At 67.7% G+C, this 16702-nt stretch carries 20 protein-coding genes and 1 other RNA gene; 9 read left to right on the forward strand and 12 right to left on the reverse strand.

Annotation, left to right across the window (positions count from 1 at the left end; all coding sequences use genetic code 11):
• The 3 genes from U3A55_RS00115 to U3A55_RS00125 all read right to left on the reverse strand — a co-directional run.
• A partial coding sequence (locus U3A55_RS00115; protein WP_330989484.1) for a M28 family peptidase occupies window positions 1-825 on the reverse strand: 825 nt, incomplete at its 3' end.
• Window positions 826-889: 64 nt separating this feature from the next.
• Complete coding sequence (locus tag U3A55_RS00120) at window positions 890-1030, reverse strand: hypothetical protein (protein ID WP_330989485.1); 141 nt, start codon at window positions 1028-1030, stop codon at window positions 890-892.
• A gap of 66 nt (window positions 1031-1096) precedes the next feature.
• Window positions 1097-1363, reverse strand: a complete 267-nt coding sequence (locus U3A55_RS00125) for an MTH865 family protein (protein WP_330989486.1) — start codon at window positions 1361-1363, stop codon at window positions 1097-1099.
• A 92-nt stretch (window positions 1364-1455) separates the two neighbouring features.
• Here U3A55_RS00125 and U3A55_RS00130 point away from each other — a divergent pair, with 92 nt between their 5' ends.
• Window positions 1456-2520, forward strand: a complete 1065-nt coding sequence (locus U3A55_RS00130; protein ID WP_330989487.1) for a polyprenyl synthetase family protein — start codon at window positions 1456-1458, stop codon at window positions 2518-2520.
• 45 nt (window positions 2521-2565) lie between these two features.
• Entirely contained in the window at window positions 2566-3618 is a 1053-nt protein-coding gene (locus tag U3A55_RS00135; protein WP_330989488.1) for a M42 family metallopeptidase, read from the forward strand.
• Window positions 3619-3752: 134 nt separating this feature from the next.
• Here U3A55_RS00135 and nth read toward each other — a convergent pair whose 3' ends face one another.
• Genes nth through U3A55_RS00150 form a run of 3 tightly spaced genes read right to left on the reverse strand, consistent with a single transcriptional unit; the run spans window position 3753 to window position 7434 of the window.
• A complete protein-coding gene (nth, locus tag U3A55_RS00140; RefSeq protein WP_330989489.1) occupies window positions 3753-4436 on the reverse strand; it encodes an endonuclease III in 684 nt (227 codons plus the stop codon).
• Between the two features lie 26 nt (window positions 4437-4462).
• A complete protein-coding gene (locus U3A55_RS00145; protein WP_330989490.1) occupies window positions 4463-6055 on the reverse strand; it encodes an acetolactate synthase large subunit in 1593 nt (530 codons plus the stop codon).
• Window positions 6052-7434, reverse strand: coding sequence for an NAD-dependent succinate-semialdehyde dehydrogenase (locus U3A55_RS00150; RefSeq protein ID WP_330989491.1), 1383 nt, complete (start codon window positions 7432-7434; stop codon window positions 6052-6054). The genes U3A55_RS00145 and U3A55_RS00150 overlap by 4 nt, the downstream gene beginning before the upstream one ends.
• A gap of 68 nt (window positions 7435-7502) precedes the next feature.
• On the opposite strand from U3A55_RS00150, the gene mvaD reads away from it, so the two are divergent.
• Window positions 7503-8480, forward strand: coding sequence for a phosphomevalonate decarboxylase MvaD (mvaD, locus tag U3A55_RS00155; protein WP_330989492.1), 978 nt, complete (start codon window positions 7503-7505; stop codon window positions 8478-8480).
• A 39-nt stretch (window positions 8481-8519) separates the two neighbouring features.
• Complete coding sequence (locus tag U3A55_RS00160; RefSeq protein ID WP_330989493.1) at window positions 8520-9674, forward strand: NAD(P)/FAD-dependent oxidoreductase; 1155 nt, start codon at window positions 8520-8522, stop codon at window positions 9672-9674.
• Here the strand turns inward: U3A55_RS00160 and U3A55_RS00165 are convergent.
• Complete coding sequence (locus U3A55_RS00165) at window positions 9671-9838, reverse strand: hypothetical protein (RefSeq protein ID WP_330989494.1); 168 nt, start codon at window positions 9836-9838, stop codon at window positions 9671-9673. The genes U3A55_RS00160 and U3A55_RS00165 overlap by 4 nt on opposite strands.
• A 101-nt stretch (window positions 9839-9939) precedes the next feature.
• Between U3A55_RS00165 and U3A55_RS00170 the strand changes: the two genes are divergently transcribed.
• Window positions 9940-10350: a hypothetical protein gene (locus tag U3A55_RS00170; protein ID WP_330989495.1), complete on the forward strand. Its 411-nt coding sequence runs from the start codon at window positions 9940-9942 to the stop codon at window positions 10348-10350.
• Here U3A55_RS00170 and U3A55_RS00175 read toward each other — a convergent pair.
• Window positions 10347-11444 (reverse strand): glycosyltransferase, encoded by a 1098-nt coding sequence (locus tag U3A55_RS00175; protein ID WP_330989496.1) that lies wholly within the window; start codon window positions 11442-11444, stop codon window positions 10347-10349. The genes U3A55_RS00170 and U3A55_RS00175 overlap by 4 nt on opposite strands.
• A 24-nt stretch (window positions 11445-11468) precedes the next feature.
• A complete protein-coding gene (locus U3A55_RS00180) occupies window positions 11469-12530 on the reverse strand; it encodes a glycosyltransferase family 4 protein (RefSeq protein ID WP_330989497.1) in 1062 nt (353 codons plus the stop codon).
• Between the two features lie 155 nt (window positions 12531-12685).
• Between U3A55_RS00180 and U3A55_RS00185 the strand changes: the two genes are divergently transcribed.
• A complete protein-coding gene (locus tag U3A55_RS00185) occupies window positions 12686-13882 on the forward strand; it encodes an outer membrane protein assembly factor BamB family protein (RefSeq protein ID WP_330989498.1) in 1197 nt (398 codons plus the stop codon).
• A 74-nt stretch (window positions 13883-13956) separates the two neighbouring features.
• Entirely contained in the window at window positions 13957-14232 is a 276-nt protein-coding gene (locus U3A55_RS00190) for a ribonuclease P protein component 4 (RefSeq protein ID WP_330989499.1), read from the forward strand.
• A gap of 2 nt (window positions 14233-14234) precedes the next feature.
• Here the strand turns inward: U3A55_RS00190 and U3A55_RS00195 are convergent, their stop codons facing one another.
• Entirely contained in the window at window positions 14235-14399 is a 165-nt protein-coding gene (locus tag U3A55_RS00195) for a hypothetical protein (protein ID WP_330989500.1), read from the reverse strand.
• A gap of 95 nt (window positions 14400-14494) precedes the next feature.
• Between U3A55_RS00195 and U3A55_RS00200 the strand changes: the two genes are divergently transcribed.
• Together U3A55_RS00200 and U3A55_RS00205 are read left to right on the forward strand one after the other, a co-directional pair.
• Window positions 14495-14740 carry a YhbY family RNA-binding protein gene (locus U3A55_RS00200; RefSeq protein WP_330989501.1) on the forward strand — a complete coding sequence of 82 codons (246 nt, stop codon included), beginning with the start codon at window positions 14495-14497 and terminating at the stop codon, window positions 14738-14740.
• Entirely contained in the window at window positions 14737-15615 is an 879-nt protein-coding gene (locus U3A55_RS00205) for a mechanosensitive ion channel family protein (protein WP_442978244.1), read from the forward strand. Before U3A55_RS00200 ends, U3A55_RS00205 begins: the two co-directional genes overlap by 4 nt.
• A 1-nt stretch (window position 15616) precedes the next feature.
• Here U3A55_RS00205 and U3A55_RS00210 read toward each other — a convergent pair whose 3' ends face one another.
• Window positions 15617-16336, reverse strand: a complete 720-nt coding sequence (locus tag U3A55_RS00210) for a hypothetical protein (RefSeq protein ID WP_330989503.1) — start codon at window positions 16334-16336, stop codon at window positions 15617-15619.
• Window positions 16337-16420: 84 nt separating this feature from the next.
• Window positions 16421-16702, reverse strand: an RNA gene (gene ffs / locus U3A55_RS00215) — signal recognition particle sRNA; the annotation flags it as partial.

Consider the following 16702-nt stretch of genomic DNA (forward strand, 5'->3'; position numbering starts at 1 on the left):
ACCGACCTCCTCCGCGCCGAACGCGACGAAGTGAACCTTCGTGTCGAGTTCGTCCGCGCGCTCGGCGAGCGTGCGCGCGAGTTCCACGACCATCGCCGTGCCCGCGCCGTTGTCCATCGCGCCCTCCGCGATGTCGTGCGCGTCCACGTGACTCGTGACGAGGAGTTCCTCGTCCGTGTCGGGGCCGAGCGTCGCGTGCACGTTCTGACTCGTCGCGTCGGGCGTCTCCGCGTCCACCGAGACCGACACGTCGTCGCCCTCGAAGCGCCGGGCGAGCCGGGAGCCGACCTCTTTCGACACGCCGACCGCGGGGATGTCGCCGATGGGGGCGTCCGCGTTCCCGACGCTCCCCGTCGGCGGCAGACAGCCCTCGACGTGGTTTTTGAAAACGAACGCGGCCGCGCCGCCTTCGACGGCGTAGTAGTACTTCTCGCGGCGGTGGATGAAGCGGTCGAAGTAGTCGGGGACGTTCGACGCGACCATCACCACCTTCCCCTCGATGTCCGCCTCCTCGAAGTCCGCGGGGAGACCGTACCCGAGGTCGACGAACTCGCCCGACACGTCGCCTGCGGGCGACCGCGGGAGCGCGATGCAGTCTTGCTCGGTGTCGCCCGCGTCGATGCGCGAACTCCCGCGCTCCCAGCCCTGAATCCCGAACTCGTCCAGCCACACGTCGTCGGCGTACTCGGCGAGTGCGTCCCGCGTCGCCGCCGCGGCCTCGCGCTCGCCCGCGCTCCCGGCCATCCGGTCGCCGATGTCCACGAGTCGTTCGAGGTGGTTCCAGCCAGCGTCAGAAGTGAAGGTGTCGCCGATCCACTCGGTCATACCCGAGAGTCCACGCAGGACGCACCTAACGGTTACGCAAATACGGGTGGGTTGCCGGTATGGCCTACTCGCCGACCGTTATCGTGTGGTCGCTCGCGAAGAACGCGAACAGCGCGAACAGGCCGAACAGCGACGGTTCGTTCGTCACCACACCCAGGACGCCCAGCACGCCGAGGACGCCGAGGCGGTCGACTCGCACTTCCATGTGTGGCTGTTCGACGCGAACACACGAAAAACACGGGGGCGGTTCTCAGCCGCTGAAACGCCGACGTTAGAGGGTGCCGTCGTCCTTGAGGCCCTCGATGATGTCGTCGACGAGGCTGTCGACATCGTCGTAGGGGAAGTCGGCGTTCCCGCTAAGTTTGGACGCGAGTTCCATCGCGGTGAAGGAGATCTCGCCGTCGCCGGCCTCGAACTTCGTCGCGGGGCCGTTCGGGAGTGCGGGCACGAGACCCATCTGGTTCTTCACGGGGTAGTCGGCGTTCTCGAACGCGTCCTGGAGCTCCGCACGGAGTTCGGCTTCGAGTTCGTCACTCATACGCACACCTGTGCGCGGTTCGACGTTAAGGATTGTGGAACGGTGCGCGGTGGAACTGAAGTTTTTTGCGCGGTGAAATCCTCCTCCCGAGTATGCGCGAGACGTTGGCCGAGTGGCGGCCCGCTGTTGACGACGCTATCGCGCGCGTCCTCCCCCGCGACCCCGACGCGGAGTACGTCGCGGAGTTCTTCGGTGACGCGCGGTACGAGTACGACGCGGACGCGCTCGCGGAGGGCCTGCACGACCCCGTCTGGGACCTCCTCGACCGCGGCGGGAAGCGCTGGCGCGCCGTCGCGTTCCTCCGCATCGTCGAGGGACTGGGAGGAGACCCCGAGCAGTTCCTGCCGTACGCGACGGTTCCCGAAATCCTCCACAACGGCACCATCATCGTCGACGACGTGGAGGACGGCGCGACCCTCCGACGCGGCGAGGAAGCCCTACACCGGCGGTACGGCGAGGACGTGGCATTGAACGCGGGGAACGCCCTCTACTTCATCCCGCTCAAGGTCGTCTCCCGGAACCCCGCGGAGTTGGACGAGGACACCCGGCTGTCGGTCTACGAGATGCTGACGTACGAACTCAACCGAACGCACCTCGGGCAGGGGATGGATATCCACTGGCACAACGAGGACGGCGTGGACATCACCGAAGCCGAGTACATGGAGATGTGCGCGTGCAAGACCGGATGCCTCGGCCGCATCGTCGGCCGCCTCGCCGCCATCGTTACCGACCAGCCGCCCGCGATAGAGGACGCGCTCGCCGACTACATGGAGACGCTCTGTATCGCGTTCCAGATAGGGGACGACATCCTCGACATCGAGCACTCGCTCGACCGCGCGGGCGACTTCGGGAAGGCGTTCGGGAACGACATCCACGAGGGGAAGAAGACGCTGATGACCGTGCACGCGGTAGAGAACGCCGACCCCGCGGACGCCGAACGCCTCGAAACCATTCTCGCGAGCGACGACACGACGGACGAGATGGTGCTCGAAGCTATCGACATCCTCCAGGAGACGGGGAGTCTCTCGTACGCCCGGGAGCGCGCGCTCGACCTCGCGGCGGACGCCCGCGACCACCTCGCGGACGTACCGCTGACGCCGGACGCGCAGGCTGATTTGGAGGAGTTCACGCGGTTCGTCGTGGAACGGGACGTATAGTCCGGAACGCGTCGTTTTATACGGCCGGTCGGCCGAATCTTGGGTATGTCGTTCGACTTCGACTTGCTGAAGGAACTCACGGAAGCCCGGGGCGTCCCCGGCTACGAGGACCGCATTCGGGACATCGTTCGCCGCGAACTCGACGGCGTCGCGGACGAGGTGCGGACGGACTCGATGGGGAACGTCGTCGCGACCGTCGAGGGTTCGGAGAACCCCGACTACGAGGTCGCGGTCGCGGCGCACATGGACGAAATCGGGTTTATGGTGCGTCACGTCACCGACGACGGATTCCTCCAGTTGGACGCGCTCGGCGGCTGGGACGCCCGCATCCTCCGCGCGCAGCGCGTCACCGTCCACACCGACGAGAAGGACATTCCGGGCGTCATCGGGTCGCTCGCGCCGCACACGCAAGACGAGGACGAGCAGGGGAAGAAAGACGAGGTGCACGACGTGTACGTCGACCTCGGATTGGACGGCGACGACGCGGAGGACCTCGTCTCCGTCGGCGACCAGGTGACGCTCGACCAGCGCACCGAACAGGTAGGGGAGAACGTCACCGGAAAGAGTCTCGACGACCGCGTCTGCCTGTTCGCGATGATAGAGGCCGCGAAGCAGGTCGACCCGGACGTGACCGTTCACTTCGCCGCGACCGTTCAGGAGGAAGTCGGCCTCCGGGGCGCGACCGCGCTCGGCGTCGACCTCAACCCAGACCTCGCGCTCGCGCTCGACGTGACCGTCGCGAACGACGTGCCGCAGGTGAGCGACGAAGCCGACTACGTCACCACGCTCGGCGAGGGAACCGCGATAAAGCTCAAGGACGGCAGCGTCATCACGAACCCGAAAGTCCACAAGCGTCTCCGAACCGTCGCCGAGACCGAGGACATCGACCACCAGCTCGAAGTCCTCCCGGCGGGCGGCACGGACACCGCTGGCTTCCAGAACACGCACGGCGCGAAACCCGTCGGCGCCGTCTCCATCCCCACCCGCTACCTCCACACGCCCGTCGAAGCCGCCGACGGCGACGACATCGACGCCACCATCGACCTCGTCACCGCCTTCCTCGACAGCGAGGACGGCGAGAACGACTACCGGCTCTAGGCGGACGGTTTTTTCGTGGAGGGTTTTCGCGGCGGGCCGCCCGTGCCCGCCGCAGAAAACGGTCCGCGCAGGACGACTACCGGCTCTAGGCGGACGGGGTTTTTTTCCGTGGAGGGTTTTCGCGGCGGGAGTTCCTACCACGCGTCGCCGCTAGCGAGGTCCGCGCTGTTGTCGAGTTTCGACGAGGGACAGATGTCTTCGAGGAGGCAGTCCGCGCAGTCGGGGTTGCGGGCGGTGCAGGTGTCGCGGCCGTGGGCGATGAGCCAGTGCGTGTAGTTCTTCCAGTGTTCGCGGGGGACCACGTCCATCAGGTGGTCCTCGATTTTCTCGGGGCGTTCCTCCTCGGTGATTCCGAGTCGGCGGCTGATGCGCTGGACGTGCGTGTCCACGACGATGCCTTCCGTGATGTCGTGGCCGTGCTGGAGGACGACGTTCGCGGTCTTCCGGCCGACGCCGGGGAGGTCGGTGAGTTCCGCCATGGTGTCGGGGACCTCGCCGTCGTGTTCCTCCACGAGTTTCGTGGAGGCGTTCGTGATGTAGCCGGCCTTCGAGTTGTAGTACGTAATCGAGTTGATGTCCTCCGCGAGTTCGTCCTCGTCCGCGTTCGCGTAGTCCTCGGCGGAGTCGTACTTCTCGAAGAGGTCGGCGGTGACCTTGTTCACGCGCTCGTCCGTGCATTGTGCGGACAGCACGACGGCGATGAGGAGTTCGAGCCGGTTCGAGAAGTTCAGGGAGATTTCGGGTTCGCGGTACTCGTCGCTGAGTCGGTCGATGACCTCCTCGACTTGTGCGCTCCGAGAATCGAGTCGTTCGCCCATACGGACAGGGGCGGTCCGCGCCCGTTTTACTGGTTCGGTCCGCGGGACACCAGCGGGACCTCAACGAGTTCGAGGTCGTCAGACGCGACCGCGTCCCCGATAGCGGTCTCGAGGGCGTCTCGGGTCTCCGGTCGGGTGGCGTTCACGCCGAAGCTCTCCGCGAACGCGACGAAATCCGGGTTCGACAGCCGGGTGCCGAAGGACTGACCGCGGTCGCGCTGCTGTTTCGCCGAGATGAGGCCGTAGTCGTCGTCGCGGAACACGAGGACGGTGAACGAACAGCCGAGCCGGGTGGCGGTTTCGAGCTCCGCCGCGTTCATCAGGAACCCGCCGTCCCCGGTCGCCGCGAGGACGTTCCCGTCGACGGCCAGGTCCGCGGACACCGCGCCCGGAACCGCGATTCCCATGCTGGCGAGACCGTTCGAGATGATGCAGGTGTTCGGCGCGTACGTCGGGTATCGTTGCGCTATCGACATCTTGTGGTTGCCGACATCGGAGACGAGGACGTCTTCGTCCCCGAGCGCGTCCCGAACGACGGGCAGCACCCCGTCGACGGAGAACGGCGCGTTCCCCCGGGGGTCGGCGTCGAGAACGCGGTCGACGATGCGTTCGCGGTACTCGTCGAACCACGCTCCGTCGAACCCCGCGTCCGCGCGGCCCGCGAGCGCGTCGAGGGAGTGCGCGATGTCCGCGACGAGCTCGACCGCGGGGTCGTACGCCTCGTACACTTCCGCGGGCTCGCTGTCGATGTGGATTATCGGGACGCCCGACCGGTGGAAGGACGCGGGGTCGTGCTCGGCGATATCGTACCCGACAGCGACGACGAGGTCGGCGGCGGCGAGCGCGTCCTGCGCCGCGCCGTCTCCCGAGTCCAGCGTCATCAGGGAGTGGTCGTTCGCGTCCGACACGGCTCCCTTCCCCATGTACGTGGAGACGACGGGGACGCCGTGTTCAGTGACGAACTCTCGGAGTTGGTCGGACGAACGGGCGCGGACCGCACCGTTCCCCGCGAGCACGACCGGGCGGTCGGCTTCCGCGAGCAGGTCTGCAGCGGCGTCGACTGCGTCCTCGTTCGGACGGGGGCGCGGCACCGGCCCGCGTTCCGGCAGCGGTTCGCCGACCGTGCCCTGTGCAGCGATGTCCTCCGGGAGCTCGAGGTGGGTCGCGCCCGGTTTCTCGTACTCCGCGAGTTTGAACGCCTTTCGAGCCGCTTCGTTGACGATATCGGGGTCGCGGATGGTCGTGTTCCACTTCGTCACCGACTCGAACATGTTCACGATGTCGAGCGCCTGATGGCTCTCCTTGTGAAGGCGTTCGAGACCGGCTTGCGCGGTGATAGCGACGAGCGGGCTCTTATCGAGGTGGGCGTCAGCGACGCCCGTAAGGAGGTTCGTCGCGCCGGGGCCGAGCGTGGCGAGGCAGACGCCGGCCTCGCCCGTGAGTCGGCCGTGCACGTCCGCCATGAACGCCGCGCCCTGTTCGTGTCTGACCGGCACGAACGTCACGTCCGAATCCCGGAGGGCGAACAGGAGGTCGTCGGTTTCCTCGCCGGGCAGGCCGAAGACGTGTTCGACGCCCTCGCGTTCGAGGCACGCGACGAGGAGGTCGGCGGCGTTCATTCGATCCAGACGGTCTTCCGGTTCACGAACTCGCGGATGCCGTCGCTCGCGAGTTCGCGGCCGTACCCGGAGATGCCGATGCCGCCGAAGGGGACGCGCGGGTCGGACTTCGTGAGTTGGTTCACGTACGTGCAGCCGGCCTCGATTCGGCGGGCGACGCGCTCCCCGCGGTCGCGGTCCTCCGTCCAGACGCTCGCGCCGAGACCGAAGTCGGTGTCGTTCGCCTTCTCGACGGCTTCCTCCTCGGTGTCGACCTCGAAGACGGACGCGACGGGACCGAAGAGTTCCTGTTCGTCAGCCGGACTGCCCGTCGGCACGTCCGTGAGCACCGTCGGCGGGTAGAACGCGCCCTCCCTATCCAGGGGTTCGCCGCCGCGTTCGACGGTCGCGCCCGCCTCGACGCTCTCCGCGACCTGCTCGTGGAGTTCCTCCATCAGACTCTCGCTCGCCATCGACCCCACGTCGGTCTCAGGATTCTCGGGGTCGCCGACCGAGTACCCATCGACCTCGTCGAGGAAGGCGTCGAGGAACTCGTCGTACACGTCCGCGTGGACGATGAAGCGCTTGCCCGCGATGCAGGACTGCCCGGTGTTCTGATAGCGCGCCTGCGCCATCGTCTCGATGTGCTCGTCGATGTCCGCGTCGTCCAGCACCACCACGGGGTCGCTCCCGCCGAGCTCCAGGACGGTCTTCTTCAGGTGGCGGCCAGCGGTTTCGGCGACGGCGCGGCCCGCGGGGCCGCTCCCGGTGAGCGTCGCGGCCTTCACGCGGTCGTCCGCGATGATGTCGTCCACCTTCTCCGACCCGACGAGGAGCGTCTGGAAGACGTTCTCGGGGTAGCCGGCCTCGGTGAACACTTCCTCGATGGCCTTCGCGCAGCCGGGGACGTTCGACGCGTGCTTCAGGATGCCCGTGTTGCCCGCGGTGAGGTAGGGCGCAGCGAACCGGAACACCTGCCAGAACGGATAGTTCCACGGCATCACCGCGAGCACCGTCCCCAGCGGCTCGTAGGACGTGAACACTTCCGTGCCGGCGGGGCTCGCGCGCGGTTCGTCCGCGAGGTGCTGGCTCGCGTGCTCGCTGTAGTACTCACAGCCCCACGCGCACTTCTCGACCTCCGCACGGGCTTGCTCGATGGGTTTTCCCATCTCGCGTGTGATGAGTTTCGCGTACCGCTCCGCGTTCTCCCGGAGCACGTCCGCGGCGTTCGCGAGCAGTTCCTCGCGCTCCCGAAGCGGGACCTCCCGCCACTCCTCGAACGCGACCTCGGCGGCGTCGAGCGCGTCCGCCACGTCCCCGTCGTCGTGTTCGTCGTACGTCTCGACTCGCTCTCCCGTCGCTGGATTCACGCTCTCCATACGCGTGCCACGAGATGCCACGACAAAGGCTTTTGCGCCACCCGGGGGCTTCCGGGGTGTTTATGCCGGCGACGCGACGCCTACGACGTATGAAGGCCACCGCGAAAGCCCACCCGATTCAGGGCCTCGTGAAGTACCACGGGATGCGCGACCACGACGCGCGCTACCCCTACCACGACAGCATCAGCGTCTGCACCGCGCCCGCCAGCACAACCACGACCGTCGCGTTTGACGACGACCTGGACGCGGACGAGTACGTCATCGGCGGCGACACCGTGACCGGGAACGGGGCCGACCGCATCGAGAGCGTGCTGGACGAGGTGCGCGAGCGCGCCGGCATCGACACCCGCGCGCGCCTCGTAAGCGAGAACGACTTCCCGACGAACATCGGCCTCGGCTCCTCCGCGTCGGGGTTCGCGGCGGCCGCCGTCGCCGCCTGCGAGGCCGCGGGCCTCGACCTCAGCCATCCCGAGATGTCCACCATCGCCCGCCGCGGGTCCGCGTCCGCCGCGCGAGCCGTCACCGGCGGGTACTCCGACCTCGGCGGCGGGATGAGCGACGCTGAGTGCCGGAGCCACCGCCTCGACGCCGCCGACAGCCTGGAGGAGGACATCCGCATCGTCATCGCGGAAGTGCCGGCGTACAAGGAGACGCAGGCCGCGCACGACGAGGCGGAGGACAGCCACATGTTCGACGCGCGGCGCGTCCACGTCGAAGACCAGCTCGCGGAGATGCGGGACGCCGTCCGGTCGGGCGACACCGAGCGCGTGTTCGAGACCGCGGAGCACGACTCGCTCTCGCTCGCCGCGACCACGATGACCGGCCCCGCCGGCTGGGTGTACTGGAAGCCCGACACGCTGGAAGTGTTCGAGACCGTTCGCGACCTCCGAGCGGAGGGGACGCCCGCGTGGTTCTCGACGGACACGGGCGCGACCGTCTACGTGAACACCACGGCGGAACACGCCGACGCGGTCGAGGACGCCATCGCCGCGACGGGCGTCGACACCCGGGTCTGGGAGGTCGGCGGGCCGGCGCGCGTGCTGGACGAGAGCGACGCGCTGTTCTAGGGCCGGTGGCTTTTCGGTGGCGGAGCGGCATCTAGGCGTATGCGAGTCGTCGTGCTCGGCGGAGGATACGCGGGACTGTTACTCACGCGGAAACTGGAGGACCGCCTCCCCGCGGACGCGGACCTGCTTCTGGTGGACGACACGGGCGACCATCTCGTCCAGCACGAACTCCACCGCGTCATCCGGAAACCCGGTCTCACCGACGCGATCACCATCCCGCTCACGGAACTCACGGAGCGCGCCGAGATTCGGGAGGACACCGTGCTCGGCATCGACACCGACGCGAAGACCGTCAGCCTCGACGAGGGCGGCGACCTGTCGTACGACGCGGCCGCGGTGTGTTTGGGCGCGCAGACCGCGTTCTACGACCTGCCCGGCGTGGAGGAGCACGCGACGCCGATGAAGCGCCTCGAACACGCCGCGCGCGCCCGCCGTGACTTCGAGGGACTTCTGGAGACGGGCGGCGGCACGGTCGTCGTCGGCGGCGCGGGACTCTCCGGCGTGCAGGTCGCGGGCGAGTTCGCGGCGCTCGCGCGCGAGGAGGGCGTCGAGGACGACGTGGAGGTGGTGCTCGTCGACCGCTCCGAGGACGTGACCGCGGGGTTCCCGGAGAACTTCCGGCGCGCCGTCCGCGGCGAACTCGACCGTCTCGACGTCACCGTCCACACGAACGCCGCGGTGACGGGCGCGACCGCGGACGACGTGGAGTTCGCGGAGCGCGACCCCATCGCGTACGACCAGTTCGTGTGGACGGGCGGTATCCGCGGCCCGGACGCGCTCGGCGGCGAACGCCGGGGCGTCCGGGGGACGCTCGAACTCGCGGAGAACACGCTCGCGGTCGGGGACGCCGCGCAGGTCGTGGACGCCGACGGCGAGGTCGTCCCGGCGAGCGCACAGGCCGCCGTGCGCGCCACCGAAGTCGCCGCCCGCAACATCCTCGCGTCCCTCGAGGACGGAAACGGGTTCGACCCGCGACTGGAGCAGTGGCGCTTCGAGAGCCCGGGCTGGCTGGTGAGCGTCGGGGACAGCGCGGTCGCACAACTCGGACCCGAAGTCCTCACCGGGAACGCCGCAGAGGTCGTGAAGTCGAGCGTCGGCGTCGCCTACCTCGCGGAACACGGCTCCCTGCGGAACGCGATCGAAGTCGTCCGAGAGGATGTCGAGGGCGCGCCCGACCTTCCCGCGCTCGACTAGGGTTTCTGCGCCTCCACGACGACCACCTCGAAGTCCGGGCCGTTATCGAACCGGCAGTCCCAGCCGCCGCGGACGTCCACGCCCCGCTCGTGGGCCGCCGCGAGCAGCGTGCGCAGCTCGTCGTGGAACTCCTCCTCGTTTGTCGGGTCGCTGTCTCTCTTCATGGCGTTCGTCGCGTGACCACGGGATTGTCGAGGACAGTAATAGGTCTGTTCGCCGGCACGACGTGAAAGGGCTTTTCCCGGCGGGCGTCGAACCCTCGCGTATGCCGGAAGACGAACCCGAAAACGACGGAGAAGAGGAGTCCTCGTTCCGCGAGCGAATCGAGGAGATTCGAGAGAAGCGAGCCGAAGAACGCGAGGAAGGCGGCGACGAGTCCGCCGAGGACCGCCGCGAGAAGATGGAGGAGATGATGGGGGGCGGTGGCGGCCCCGGCGGCATGGGCGGCGGCGGGAACCCGTTCGCGCAGATGATGGGCGGTATGATGGGCGGTGGCGGCGGCCCCGGCGGCATGGGCGGCGGCCCCGGCGGCGCAGGACCGGGTGGTCCCGGCGGCCGCGGCGAGGGCGGGAGCGAGTCGAGCGAGAAGCTCGCGCGCGAGGTCGAACAGCTCCGCAAGGAAGTCGAGCGCACGAACAACAAGCTCGACCGCATCGCGAACGCGCTCGAAGACTAGAGTCTCTCGTAGACCGCTTCGAGGCGGTCGACCGCTTTCTCGACGCCGAAGCGTTCTCTGTGTTCGAGACACGTCTCCGCGAGGCGGTCGCGGTCGGCGAGCGCGCGCTCGATCGCGTCCGCGAACGCGGCGGTGTCGCGGGGCGGGTAGTGATAGCCGGTCGCGTCCTCCACGACGGTCTCGGCGAGTGCGCCGGCGTTCGCGGCGACCACGGGCGTGCCGCAGGCGTTCGCTTCGAGCGCGACCAGCCCCTGCGTCTCGACGGGACTCGGGAACGCGAACACGTCCAGCGACGAGTAGAACGCGGGGAGGTCCTCGCGGTCGAGGAAGCCGAGAAACTGGGCGTCGACGCCGTTCTCTCGGGCGCGGGCTTCGAGGTCGGCGCGGGCGGGACCGTCCCCGCCGAAGACGAGCGTGACGTCGAGGTCGGCGGCGGCGTCCACGAGGTCGCGGAGGCGTTTTTCGTAGCCGTGTCGGCCCGTGTATCCGACGAGGGGGCCGTCCGGGAGGGCGAAGCGCTCGCGGAATTCGGCGGGGTCGGTGGGCTGGAACTGCTGGAGGTCGATGCCGTTCGGGAGGGCTTCGACGGGCGTGTGGACGCCGATTTCGTCCTCGACGTGGCGTTTCGTCTCCTCGCTCGGCGTGAGCACGAGGTCGGCGCGGTCGAGGAACGCGCGCTCCCAGCGCTCGCTCGCGCGCTCCGTGAACCCCGTGACTGCATCGGGAACGAGGTACTCGGCGTACTCGCTCGTGGGCGTGTGGTAGTGCGCGACGAACGGGAGGTCGTTCCGGCGGGCGAGCCGGTAGCCCGCGACGCCGAGCGCGAACGGCGTGTGCGCGTGCACGATATCCACGTCGTGGAGCGCGTCCGGAATCGTCGGCGTTCCCAGCCGGAACCCCTCGTAGAACGGGAACGGGAGACTCCGAACGGGGTGTTCGCCGTCGTCGGGCGTGTAGTCGTCGGACCCCGGATAGACGACGGGCATCCGGCCGCCGCGCTGCCGCCAGCGGTCGCGCCACGTCTGAATCGTGTACGTGACGCCGTTCACCGTCGGCAGGTAGGTGTCCGTGAAGGCGGCGACCCGTGGAACCATTGTGCGGCGGTACTCACCCCCGCCTTATAGGGCGTCTCCTTTCTCCGCGACCGTCCGGTACACGTCGGTGAGGCGTTCGCCGACTACGTCGAGGCTGTGTTCGGCCGCGGTGTCGCGCGCGCCCTCGCCGAGGCGTTCGCGGAGGTCGGGGTCGTCGCGGAGTCGTTCGAGCGCCTCAACGAACTCGGCGTCCGTCTCCGCTTTCAGGCAGTCCTCGCCGTCGGTGAAGAACTCGTCGAACACGTCGATATCGCGGAGGACGACCGGCTTCCCGCACGCCATCGCTTCGAGGACAGCGATGCCCTGGTTCTCGACCTTCGCGGGGAACATGTAGATGTCGCCCGCGCCGAACGCCGCGCGCTTGTCGTCCATGTAGCCGGTGAACGTCACGTTCGCGGGCGGGTTCTCCACCCAGCGTTTCGTCGTCTTCGACGCCTGCGGCCCGGACTCGTAGGGGCCGAACCACGCGAAGTCGAAGTCGGTCTCCTGGGCGACCCGGCAGAACGTCGTGAGGCCCTTGCGCTCGATGACCTCCCCCACGGAGAACACGACGAGGCCGTCGAGGTCGAAGCTCTCCCGCGTCTCCTCCCGGAACGACTCGTACCCCTCCAGGCTCGCGGCGTCCACGCCGTTCGTGATAGTCTGGATGGGCGCGTCCACGGGATAGGAGTCGAGGAGGTCCTTCGTGTACTGGCTCGGGACGAGCACGCGGTCGGCCTGCGAGTAGAACCACCGGAGGTAGCGCTTGAGGGCGGGCGCGGCCTGCGTCGAGAATCGAAAGGAGTCCGCGAAGTCCTCGGCGGTCGTGTGCGCGTGCAGAATCAGCGGGATGTCGTTGCGCTTCGCGTGCCGCGCGACCGCGAGCGACCCCGGGCCGATGGTGTTGCAGTGCGCCACGTCGTACTCGCGGAAGAACGGCGCGCCCGTGAGCCGGGCTTTCCCCGCCGCGAACGGCGTGCCGCCCTGCCAGGGCGTCGTGACGACCTCGACGTCGGTGTCCGCGAGCGCCGCGCGCTGCTGGCGGGTCGCGGTGACGATACCGCCGCGGAGGCGGTCTTCCAGTTCGAGGTAGTTGAGGACGCGCATACACCGAGAACGGCGGCGACCGGGAATAATCCCACCGAAACACCTCACCTATCCGAGTGGGACGAGCGCTCGACCACGAAGGAGACGACTCACCCGATTCCCGGATTCCCGGAATAGCCCAGGTATTAATTAAAATGGAGTGTGGTATAAACAATATGGATCGGCGCGAATTCCTTAAGGCGGGTGTTGTGGCCGGTGTCGCGGCGTCCGCGGGCTGTGCGAGTTCGACGGAGCCAGCCCCAGTACTCACGGGTGACCCCGTGCCCGGCTGGCGGATGTACGGCCGCGACCCCGCCAGAACGTACACCGCGCCCGTGAAAGGAGAACAGCCGGAGTCAACGCCGCTCTGGTCGAAATACGGTAACCAAGACGTTATTCTGGAAGACCCTGTGATAGCGAGCGAGACGGCCTACGTCGCGTACGGCCGGAGTTCGATGTACCGAGAGACCAGCTACATCGAAGCACTCGACCTCGAAACCGGCCGACGGAACTGGCGAACGCCACTCGACGCGAACCGAATCGGTACGCCGCTCGTCGCCCCCGACGTGAATCGCGTGTTCGTCAACGCCGCGCCGCGAACGGGTGACACAGGCGTGCTCTACGCACTGGACGCGCAGTCGGGAGCCATCGTTGCGACGCGAACAGTTGACGACGACGGTGTCGGCCCGATACTCCGAACTCGGAACGGCATCCTCAGTTGTCGCGGCGGCAGTCTGGTTCGAACTGTCCGGCGATACGATGCGGGGGCGCTCGACGAGACGTGGTCGCGTTCGGACGTGTCACTTCCGGTCGTGGGCGGTGGAACGGCGTACATGACGACCTCGGCCGATACGCTCGTCGCGGTCGATAGTGCCTCCGGAGACACGGACTGGGAAGTAGAGAGTGTGCACACCGCGGCGCTCCGACTCACCGAAAGCGGAATCCACGTTCTATTGGGGAAAACGCTACAGTCGTTCGATGGAACGGGCGAACGACGTCGAACGTTAGAAATCGACCCGGGACTCGATCCAGCGCTCGCTTGGCCGCCCGTCGTCACCGAGTCGACACTCGTACTCCACTATTACTGGCCGATGGAAATCGCGACCTCACTGATTTCGGTGCCGCATCAGGGGAGCGACACCCTGTGGCGCGTCGTGTCCGACCGTACGCCCCGATTGCACATCGGTCTGGGCGACGATTTTATCGCCAGCTCCGGCGCACAACGTTCCACTCGAATCGTCAACGCTCGGACGCGCCGCGAAGAATACAGCGGTCACCTCGGAACGCCTGTCGCCGCGACGACGGACTACCTCATCACGCACGACATCGACGACGGACTCTCCGCGTATCGGATGCGGGACGACACCACGTAGCTCCGGAACCCCGGGTTCGGGGCGGAGGGGCGGCACCGGAACCGTTTTCGGCGGCGGCCCCCGAGCATCGGGCGATGAAGATAGCGGCGGAGCGAATCGAGCGCCTCGGCGCGCTCGCGAAGGAGGCGGCCGCGGAGGGCGAGACGGAGCGCGCGCGGACGTACGTGCGGCGGGCGCGCCGCATCGCGGAGCGCCACCGCCTCTCGCTCCCGCGGAAGCTCAAGCGCTTTTCGTGCGATGCCTGCGATTCCTACCTGATTCCGGGGCGGAACGCGCGGGTTCGCACGCAGGACGGGCACGTGGTGGTGACGTGTGACTGCGGGGAGCACGCGCGGTATCCGTACGACTGAGACTACTGCGTGGGCGTGACGGTGAGGTCGGTGGAAATCCAGCCGTCGGTGTTGTCGTCCTCGGTGAACACGGTGCGGTCGTCGGTGACGGTGCGCGCGGTGACGAGCGGGGCGTCAGGGTCGTTCGCGTCCTGCGACGGGTCGGTGGTACCCTGTGACGTGGCCATTACTAGTGTTTAGGCAGACCTAAACGAAAAAGGTTCGGGTTCTGGGGAGCGAGCCGCACCATTCTTTTAAGCCGCGCCCGAACGGGTCCGTAGACATGACGACAGAGGAACTCAAGACGAAGGCTCACAACGCCGACGTGACGGTGTGGGTCGGAAAGGAGGGCGTCGAGTCGGTCGTCGACGAACTCAGAGACCAGCTCGACACGCGCGACGTGGTGAAGGTGAAGTTCCTCCGCTCGTCGCGCGGCGGCACCGACACCGAGGAACTGGCGGACGACCTCGCAGACCGCGTGGGCGCTGACCTCGTCGAGACGCGCGGGAACACGGCGGTGTACCACTGATGGTCGAACCACTCCCGTTCATCGACGACGCGGTTCCCCAGTACGCGCTCGCCATCACCCAGCTGCTCTACTTCGTGGTGGCGTTCGTCGCGGTCTACCTCGTCGGCCGCCTCACCCTCATTCCCGTCGTCGACCGCGCGCTCAAGACCCGCGACCTCGACGCGCACTCCCGGACACCGCTGAAGCGACTCGTCCGCATCGTCATCGTGTTCGTCGGATTCGGCGTCGCGTTCGGATTCGCGGGCTACGGGAACTTCCTCACCAGCCTCGCGACCATCGCCGCCGCCGCGACGCTCGCCATCGGCCTCGCGATGCAGGACGTCATCCAGAACTTCGTCGCCGGCGTCTTCATCTACACGGACAAGCCGTTCCGCATCGACGACTGGATCGAATGGGACAACGGCACGTACTCGGGGATTGTCGAGGATATCAGTCTCCGCGTCACCCGCGTGCGGACGTTCGACAACGAACTCCTCACCGTCCCGAACAGCCAGCTGACTGACGGCGTCATCAAGAACCCCGTCGCGAAGAACAAGCTCCGCCTCCAGTTCCTCTTCGGCATCGGGTACGACGACGACATCGACAAGGCGACGGACATCATCGTCGAGGAAGCCGAGAAACACGACGGCATCATGGACGACCCCGGCGTGAGCGTTCGGCTGACCGAACTCGGTAACTCCTACGTCGGCCTCAAATCCCGGTTCTGGATAGACAACCCCTCGCGCGCCGACTTCGTGAAGACGCGCGGCGAGTACGTCACCGCGGTGAAGGAGCGCTTCGACGAGGAGGGAATCGACATCCCCTACCCGACCCGGACGCTCGACGGCGAAATCCAGGTGCAGGGCGACGAAATCGCTGGCTTCGGCGACGAGTAACTCACTCCTCTTTTCGCGGTTCGTCCGTGCCGTGCGTGAGCGCCGCCGCGATATCGCGCGGCGTCCCGTTCTCGCCGAACCGCCGCTGGTAGCGTCGAATCCAGAGCGCGATGAGCGGCGTGCCGACCGCGGTCGGCCACAGCCAGCGAACGACCGTCGGAAGGAAGAATAGGTTCACGGCGGAGACGGCGGTGACGGTGGCGATGTAACTTCCGAGCATGCGGGCGATGTGGCGGTAGAACCAATCGAAGCGCAACGACGGCCCGCGACGGAACGTCAGGAGGTCCTGACCGGCGAACGCGAGCGCGAGCGCGCCGAACGCGACGAGCACGACACTCCGTCCACGTCCCTCCACGAGGACGCCCCAGCCGCCGAGCGCGACCATTCCCACGGCAACAACGACCATCACGATGCCCGCAGCGTAGTCGAGCCGCGTCGCCGGCCGACCGCGAGGCTTCTGAGCGAGCGCGCGGTATCCGGCGAACACCATGTACCCGCTGAACACGGCGATTGACGCGAGGAAGAGGTCTCTAGTCGCGCTCGTCAACGCGAACGCGCTCAGGACGACGCCCGCCGTCCCCGCGACGTACACGGCGCCGAATCGGCGGTGAAGTCGGCTTCCCTTCCGCGACACCATCGCACCGGCCCCCGCGACGAGGGCCGCGACGCCGACACCGATGTGCGCCCACAGGACGGGCGTGAACCACGACGGAGCGGCCATGCCGGAGACAGGGACGGCGCTCGGGATAAACGCACCGCCGAGAACGCCGGAAGCTGACGGCTATCGAACGAAATTCGGTATGAATGGTGGACGGGCCGGGATCGCCCGAGCCGTCCCGCTCGGGTAGTCCCGGTCGCCTCCTCCGCCCCGCGACCCTTCGAGCGGCGAACGTCCAATGGTCCGCTGCTCACTTCCGTGCCTGACGGGGTCCCATCGGTGAACCGCGACGACAACGCCCCTGCAGGCGCGCGTCGCGGACCGCCGTCCCCGAAGGACGAGGCTTCTCTGTCGGCTTCCGGGGCCCGGGCGGGTTGGCCCGGACTCTCCCGGCGTTCGGCCCCCGCTAATGACCGTAGTGCGGGTGGG

The sequence above is a fragment of the Salarchaeum sp. III genome (genome assembly GCF_036418315.1).
Classification (GTDB): domain Archaea; phylum Halobacteriota; class Halobacteria; order Halobacteriales; family Halobacteriaceae; genus Salarchaeum.

What these genes read in the sequence shown, in the direction of transcription:
- U3A55_RS00120 (WP_330989485.1), bottom strand. Translation starts at nt 1,030, where the DNA reads ATGGAAGTGCGAGTCGACCGCCTCGGCGTCCTCGGCGTGCTGGGCGTC.
- U3A55_RS00125 (WP_330989486.1), bottom strand. Translation starts at nt 1,363, where the DNA reads ATGAGTGACGAACTCGAAGCCGAACTCCGTGCGGAGCTCCAGGACGCG.
- U3A55_RS00130 (WP_330989487.1), top strand. Translation starts at nt 1,456, where the DNA reads ATGCGCGAGACGTTGGCCGAGTGGCGGCCCGCTGTTGACGACGCTATC.
- U3A55_RS00135 (WP_330989488.1), top strand. Translation starts at nt 2,566, where the DNA reads ATGTCGTTCGACTTCGACTTGCTGAAGGAACTCACGGAAGCCCGGGGC.
- nth (WP_330989489.1), bottom strand. Translation starts at nt 4,436, where the DNA reads ATGGGCGAACGACTCGATTCTCGGAGCGCACAAGTCGAGGAGGTCATC.
- U3A55_RS00145 (WP_330989490.1), bottom strand. Translation starts at nt 6,055, where the DNA reads ATGAACGCCGCCGACCTCCTCGTCGCGTGCCTCGAACGCGAGGGCGTC.
- mvaD (WP_330989492.1), top strand. Translation starts at nt 7,503, where the DNA reads ATGAAGGCCACCGCGAAAGCCCACCCGATTCAGGGCCTCGTGAAGTAC.
- U3A55_RS00160 (WP_330989493.1), top strand. Translation starts at nt 8,520, where the DNA reads ATGCGAGTCGTCGTGCTCGGCGGAGGATACGCGGGACTGTTACTCACG.
- U3A55_RS00165 (WP_330989494.1), bottom strand. Translation starts at nt 9,838, where the DNA reads ATGAAGAGAGACAGCGACCCGACAAACGAGGAGGAGTTCCACGACGAG.
- U3A55_RS00170 (WP_330989495.1), top strand. Translation starts at nt 9,940, where the DNA reads ATGCCGGAAGACGAACCCGAAAACGACGGAGAAGAGGAGTCCTCGTTC.
- U3A55_RS00175 (WP_330989496.1), bottom strand. Translation starts at nt 11,444, where the DNA reads ATGGTTCCACGGGTCGCCGCCTTCACGGACACCTACCTGCCGACGGTG.
- U3A55_RS00180 (WP_330989497.1), bottom strand. Translation starts at nt 12,530, where the DNA reads ATGCGCGTCCTCAACTACCTCGAACTGGAAGACCGCCTCCGCGGCGGT.
- U3A55_RS00185 (WP_330989498.1), top strand. Translation starts at nt 12,686, where the DNA reads ATGGATCGGCGCGAATTCCTTAAGGCGGGTGTTGTGGCCGGTGTCGCG.
- U3A55_RS00190 (WP_330989499.1), top strand. Translation starts at nt 13,957, where the DNA reads ATGAAGATAGCGGCGGAGCGAATCGAGCGCCTCGGCGCGCTCGCGAAG.
- U3A55_RS00195 (WP_330989500.1), bottom strand. Translation starts at nt 14,399, where the DNA reads ATGGCCACGTCACAGGGTACCACCGACCCGTCGCAGGACGCGAACGAC.
- U3A55_RS00200 (WP_330989501.1), top strand. Translation starts at nt 14,495, where the DNA reads ATGACGACAGAGGAACTCAAGACGAAGGCTCACAACGCCGACGTGACG.
- U3A55_RS00210 (WP_330989503.1), bottom strand. Translation starts at nt 16,336, where the DNA reads ATGGCCGCTCCGTCGTGGTTCACGCCCGTCCTGTGGGCGCACATCGGT.